This is a genomic window from Mesorhizobium sp. M2A.F.Ca.ET.037.01.1.1 (assembly GCF_003998075.1).
Classification (GTDB): domain Bacteria; phylum Pseudomonadota; class Alphaproteobacteria; order Rhizobiales; family Rhizobiaceae; genus Mesorhizobium.
In genome coordinates, this window is the sequence record NZ_RZSA01000367.1 from 1 (window position 1) to 5,849 (window position 5,849).

6 protein-coding genes are annotated in these 5,849 nt (G+C 61.5%); 1 reads left to right on the forward strand and 5 read right to left on the reverse strand.

Annotated features, from left to right (window positions below; translation table 11 throughout):
- The 4 genes from EOA27_RS18730 to yajC form a co-directional block, all read right to left on the reverse strand.
- Positions 1-222, reverse strand: a 222-nt coding sequence (locus EOA27_RS18730; RefSeq protein ID WP_348639864.1) for an MTH938/NDUFAF3 family protein, incomplete at its 3' end; no start/stop codon positions are given.
- A gap of 123 nt (positions 223-345) precedes the next feature.
- Positions 346-2,895, reverse strand: a complete 2,550-nt coding sequence (gene secDF / locus EOA27_RS18735) for a protein translocase subunit SecDF (RefSeq protein WP_126082298.1) — start codon at positions 2,893-2,895, stop codon at positions 346-348.
- A gap of 89 nt (positions 2,896-2,984) precedes the next feature.
- Positions 2,985-3,998 carry a hypothetical protein gene (locus EOA27_RS18740; protein WP_126082297.1) on the reverse strand — a complete coding sequence of 338 codons (1,014 nt, stop codon included), beginning with the start codon at positions 3,996-3,998 and terminating at the stop codon, positions 2,985-2,987.
- A gap of 52 nt (positions 3,999-4,050) precedes the next feature.
- Positions 4,051-4,389: a preprotein translocase subunit YajC gene (gene yajC, locus EOA27_RS18745; RefSeq protein WP_041004168.1), complete on the reverse strand. Its 339-nt coding sequence runs from the start codon at positions 4,387-4,389 to the stop codon at positions 4,051-4,053.
- Between the two features lie 267 nt (positions 4,390-4,656).
- On the opposite strand from yajC, the gene EOA27_RS18750 reads away from it, so the two are divergent.
- Positions 4,657-5,529, forward strand: a complete 873-nt coding sequence (locus EOA27_RS18750; RefSeq protein ID WP_126082296.1) for an ATP-binding protein — start codon at positions 4,657-4,659, stop codon at positions 5,527-5,529.
- A gap of 10 nt (positions 5,530-5,539) precedes the next feature.
- Here the strand turns inward: EOA27_RS18750 and EOA27_RS18755 are convergent.
- Positions 5,540-5,849, reverse strand: a 310-nt coding sequence (locus EOA27_RS18755) for an AraC family transcriptional regulator (protein WP_145970406.1), incomplete at its 5' end; no start/stop codon positions are given.

Genomic DNA, 5,849 nt, shown 5'->3' on the forward strand with positions numbered 1-5,849 from the left:
CAGCAGTATCTCCACGCGGTCGGCTTCGGCGAGCAACCTGTCGAAGTCCGAGGCCTTCAGCGCCTGCGGATCGGCAGGTTCCCAGCCATGGATGCCCGACGGCAGCACAAGCAGCGATCCGCGATGCGACATGTCGGCAAAGCGAAAGCCGCCATTGCCATAGGCTTCGATCGCCGCCTTGCCGGGGAAATGCGCCTCGCGGATGATGATGCCTTTGGCCATGGATCTAGAGCATGATGCCGAAAAATGTTGAGCAGTCTTCGGACGCCATCATGCGCTGTCTCTCTGATTAGAGCCGATGATTTCAGGTCGACCCGACCTGAAATCATACCGACGCTGATGGCGTCAGGTCGTCAGGGCCTTGCCGTTCACCGGCTTCTTCTCCTCTTCGGTCGCGGCTTGCGGCCGCAACCGGAACAGGATCAGCAGCGGCGCGGCGATGAAGATCGACGAGTAGGTGCCGAACACCACGCCGAACAGCATGGCCAGCGTGAAGGAGCGGATGACTTCGCCGCCGAACAGCACCAGCGCCAGCAGCGCCAGCGACGTCGTCACCGAGGTGAGCGTGGTTCTCGACAGCGTCTCGTTAATGGCGTTGTTCAGGAGCTGCGGCAGCGGCATCTTCTTGTATTTTCTGAGATCCTCGCGGACGCGGTCATAGACGACGATGGTGTCGTTCAGCGAGTAGCCTATGATGGTCAGGATCGCCGCCAGCGACGATTGGTTGAACTCCAGCCCAGTCAGGACGAAGAAGCCGATCGTCATCACCACATCGTGCACCGTGGCGACGATGGCTCCGACCGCGAACTGCCATTCGAACCGGAACCAGACATAGAGCAGGATGCCGACCAGCGCGATCAGCATGGCGATCGTGCCTTGCTTGGCGAGCTCGCCGGAAACCGTCGGTCCCACGACCTCGACGCGACGGAAATCATACTGGTCCTGCAGCTCACCCCGCACCTTGTCGATGACGGTTTGTTCGGCATTTTCGCCGGCGTCCTGCGTTCCGACGCGGATCAGCACATCGTTTGGCGCGCCGAATTGCTGCACCTGGATTTCACCGATGTTGAGGTCCGACAATCGCGAGCGGATGTCGCCAAGATTCGCGTCGCCCTGCTTGGATTGCACCTCGATCAGCGAACCGCCCCTGAAGTCGATGCCGTAGTTGATGCCGAGGGTCAGGAATCCGACAACCGAGAGGATGGACAACGTGCTTGAAAGCGCAAAGGTCCAGCGGCGGATGCCCATGAACGGGATCTTCGTGCCCGGCGGAATGAAGGTGACCGGCGCGCGCGGCAATTCCTTCGGACGAGCGCGGCGCAGCCAGATCGCCACCAGCATGCGGGTGAAGGTGAAGGCGGTGAAGACCGTGGTCAGGATGCCGATCGCATAGGTGACGGCAAAGCCTTTGACCGGACCGGTGCCGAGGAAAAACAGCACGACGGTCGCGATCAGCGAAGTGACGTTGGAATCGACGATGGTCGCCAGGGCCTTGGAGAAGCCGGTGTCGATCGCCTGAATGACTGAGCGGCCGTTTCGTCGCTCCTCGCGGATGCGCTCATAGATCAGGACGTTGGAGTCCACCGCCATGCCGATGGTGAGCACGATACCGGCGATACCCGGCAAGGTCAGCGTAGCGCCGAGCAGCGATAGCGCGCCCACGATCATCGCCACGTGGACCGCGAGCGCGACGTTGGCGATAAAGCCGAGGAAGCCATAGGCGACGAACATGAAGGCAACGACGAGGATCGAGCCGATCACGCCCGCCACCTTGCCGGCGTGGATCGAGTCCTGGCCGAGGCCCGGGCCGACTGTGCGCTCTTCGATGATGGTCAATTTCGCCGGCAAGGCGCCGGCGCGCAGCAGGACGGCGAGGTCGTTGGCGCTCTCGGCCGTAAAGTTCCCCGAAATCTGCCCCGTGCCGCCAAGGATAGGTTCACGGATGACCGGCGCCGAGATGACTTGATTGTCTAGCACGATCGCAAAAGGTTTGCCGACATTCTGCTGGGTCGCCTGGCCGAACCGCGTCGCCCCGCGGGAATTGAAGGTGAACGAAACGACCGGCTCGTTGGTCTGCGAGTTATAGGTCGGCGTCGCGTTCGACAGGTCTTCGCCCGACACGATGACGCGGTTTTCAACCAGATAAGGAACGGGAGGATCGTCCTGCGAGTAAAGGACGGAGTCGCCGGGCGGCGGTCGATTTTTCATCGCGTCCTGGACCGGCACCGACGTATCGACCATCTGGAAGGTCAGCTTGGCGGTCTGGCCGATGATGTCCTTGAGCCTTTGCGGATTTTGCAGTCCGGGCACCTGAACCAGAATGCGATCGTCACCCTGCCGCTGCACGATCGGTTCCGTGGTGCCGAGCGCGTTGACACGCCGCTCCACCACTTCGATCGCCTGCGACAATGCCGTTGATGTGCGATACTTGATGCCAGCATCCGTGACGGTGAACTTCAGCAACCCAGGCTCGGAATCATCCAGGGTCATCGACTGAACGGAACCACCGCTAAAGAGCCCGGCCGCGACCGGATTGGTTATCGGCTTCAGCGCCGTCTTGGCGGCTTCGACCTGGCTTGGATCGTTGATGCGCACCTGAACGGTCCGGCCGGTTCCGCCAAGGCCGGTGTATTGGATCTTGGCGTCGCGCAGCAGCGTCCTGATCTCGTCGCGCGTGGTCTCCAGTTGATCCTTGATCAGGTCGTTCTGATCCATCTGGAGCAGGATGTGCGAACCGCCCTGAAGATCGAGGCCGAGCGTCATCTGCCGCTTCGGCACCCAACTCGGCAATTGCGCCAGCGTGCTTGCCGGGAAGAGATTGGGCACGGCGAGGATCACTGTGATGGCCACGGCGAGCCAGATCAGGATCATCTTCAGGCGCGAGAAATAAAGCATTCGTTCTTATCCGTTCAGGCGTACAAGCGGCAGCGTTCCGCCATCGGCGAGGGTGTCAGCTATGGTTATCGTTCCGACCACGGCCGGCCCTATCGCGCTTCCTCGACGATTGTCAATCTCGCCGGCAGCGCGCCGGTGCGCAATAACACGGCGAACTCCTTGGCGCTCTCGGCCCTGAAATTCCCCGATATCTGTGCGGTGCCATTCTCAATGGGTTCCCGGATGATGGGCGCTGAAATCACCTGATCGTCCAGAATCACCGCAAACGGCTTGCCGATATTGCGCGTGGTCGCCCACTTGAAACGTTGCGTACCCTTGGAATCGAGCCGGAATGCGACGACAAACTCTTCTGTCGAACTGTCGTGGGTCGCTTTCGCGTCCAGCACGCTGTCGCCCGAGACAAGCACCCGGTCTTCGATCAGATAGGGAACTGGCGGATCGTCCGGCGTGTAAAGCACGGTTGAACCGGCAGGCGGCTGGCCATTGACCGCGTCGTCCACCGGCATCGAAGTATCGACCAACCGGAAGCGCAGTCGACCCTGCCGCGCAAGGGTTTGCGCCAGACCGTGCAAATCCGCGACGCTCGGCGCCTGAACCAGTATGCCGTCATCCGTCAACTGAACCGTGGCATCGGCCACGCCAAGTTCGTTCAGCCGGTTTTTGATGACTTCGATCGACTGTGTGAGCGCGGCAGAGGTCCGATACTTCGCTCCGGCATCCGTCATGGTGAACTTCAACAGGCCGGGCTCGCTATCGTCGAGCGCAAACTCCTGGACCGGACCTTCTTTGCCGGCAATGGGATCGACCACCGCCTTGAGCGCCGCCTTGGCGGCCTCGACCTGCGAGGCATCGCTAATGCGCAGCTGAACGGTCAGGCCCGATACGACAAGACCGTTATAGTTGATCTTCGGCTCGGCGTCGCGAAGCAGCGTCCTGATCTGATCCCGCGTTGCTTCCAGCCGGCGGCTTCTTACCTGCTCCCTATCCAGGTGAAGCAGAACATGTGCGCCCGGCACCGATGCAAAAACAGCCGACGCGCCAAAGACCATCGAGACCAGGGCAAGCCCGATCAAAACGATCTTCAGGCGCGAAAAATAGACCATATGTTGCCGTTCGTCGGAGCCCTGCCCGCGGCCATCGCCGCCGGGATTGCGCTTACTTCTTGGCGTTCTGGTTCGCCACCGGCTCGCCCTTGACGCGCACGTCCGAGATCGTCGAACGCAGCGCCGTCACCTTGGTTCCGCCGCCAAGGTCGATCTCCAGCTCATTGTCGTCGATCACCTTCGTCACCTTGCCGACGAAGCCGCCGCCGGTCACCACCGTATCGCCGCGGCGCACCGCCGAAAGCATTTCCTGGCGCTTCTTCAGCTGCGCGCGCTGCGGCCGGATGATCAGAAAATACATGATCACGAAAATCAGGACAAACGGCAAAATCGAGATGAACATGTCTGGCGAAGCGCCGACGCCCTGGGCGTATGCCGGTGTAACGAACATCAAGAAACTCCTGGATGGTGAAATTCCGCCGCGGCCGCCCCGCGAAAATTTGGCCGGAATATAGTCGGTAAACTTGCCAATGCAACTGCGCTGCGGGCCCAATCCGTTGCTTTTCCAGCCGTTTGCGGCGTGCTAGAGCGTCGCAGCGGAAGCGGCTTCGAGGCCCCCGAAAGATCATGCTCCAACAAAAGCTTGGACCTGGTTCTTGCAGCGATGTCATGGAAGCTGCTCCCACACGCTGAAGGACCTCAACAAAAAAGACCCAAAATGACCGACAGCCTGGACGCCTTGAACAAGAAACTGGATCGCCTGATCGAGGCGGTTTCCCGTCTCGCCCCGCCGCCGGTGCCACAGACCGATCTCGGCGTGGCGGACTGCTTCGTCTGGCAGGCTGATCCCGGTTTCCTGGAGCCGGTGCGCAAGGTGAACCGCGTCGATATCGGCCTGATCCGCGGCGTCGACCGCGTGCGCGACATCCTGCTCGACAACACCGAGCGCTTCGCGTCCGGCTATGCGGCCAACAACGTGCTGTTGTGGGGCGCGCGCGGCATGGGCAAGTCGTCTCTGGTGAAGGCCGTGCATGCCACCGTCAACGCCTCTGACAAGCTCGACCGGCCGCTGAAGCTGATCGAGATCCATCGCGAGGATATCGACACGCTGCCCAAGCTGATGGGTCTCCTGAAGGCGGCTCCCTATCGCTTCATCCTGTTTTGCGACGACCTCTCCTTCGACCATGACGACACCTCCTACAAGTCGCTGAAGGCGGCGCTGGAAGGCGGCGTCGAAGGCCGGCCGGGCAATGTCATTTTCTACGCCACGTCCAACCGCCGGCATCTGTTGCCGCGCGACATGATCGACAATGAGCGCTCGACCGCCATCAATCCTTCCGAAGCGGTCGAGGAAAAAGTCTCGCTTTCAGATCGTTTTGGCCTGTGGCTCGGCTTCCACAAATGCTCGCAGGACGAATATCTCGACATGATCGACGGCTATGTCCGCTATCACGACCTGGCCATCGATCCCGAGCAATTGCGCGCCGAAGCGCTGGAATGGGCAACGACGCGTGGCAGCCGTTCCGGCCGTGTCGCCTGGCAGTTCACGCAGGACCTCGCCGGACGGCTCGGCAAATCGCTGAAAGACTGACGAGCGGAAGTCACTTCTGCGCCCGTCGCAAGTCGCGCGGCGTCTGGCCGATCTCCCGGCGCATCCAATGCGCCAGATGCGACTGGTGCGCAAAGCCGGTCAACGCCGCGACCTCGCTCGTGCCGAGATCGCCGCGCCGCAGCAGGACGCACGCCCTTTCCACTCGGCGCCGCAACACGTAGCGATGCAAGGTGACACCCATCGCGGCCTTGAACCATGTGCGCAGATGCGAGCTGCTCGCGCCGGCCACCCGGCTCAGGCGATCGATCGAAAGCGGCCCGTGAAGAGCGGTCTCGATGTGGTCGAGGACACGCTTGAGC

Bases quoted from the DNA above. Each gene is read 5' to 3' on its own strand.
- secDF (WP_126082298.1), bottom strand. From the start codon at position 2,895: ATGCTTTATTTCTCGCGCCTGAAGATGATCCTGATCTGGCTCGCCGTG.
- EOA27_RS18740 (WP_126082297.1), bottom strand. From the start codon at position 3,998: ATGGTCTATTTTTCGCGCCTGAAGATCGTTTTGATCGGGCTTGCCCTG.
- yajC (WP_041004168.1), bottom strand. From the start codon at position 4,389: ATGTTCGTTACACCGGCATACGCCCAGGGCGTCGGCGCTTCGCCAGAC.
- EOA27_RS18750 (WP_126082296.1), top strand. From the start codon at position 4,657: ATGACCGACAGCCTGGACGCCTTGAACAAGAAACTGGATCGCCTGATC.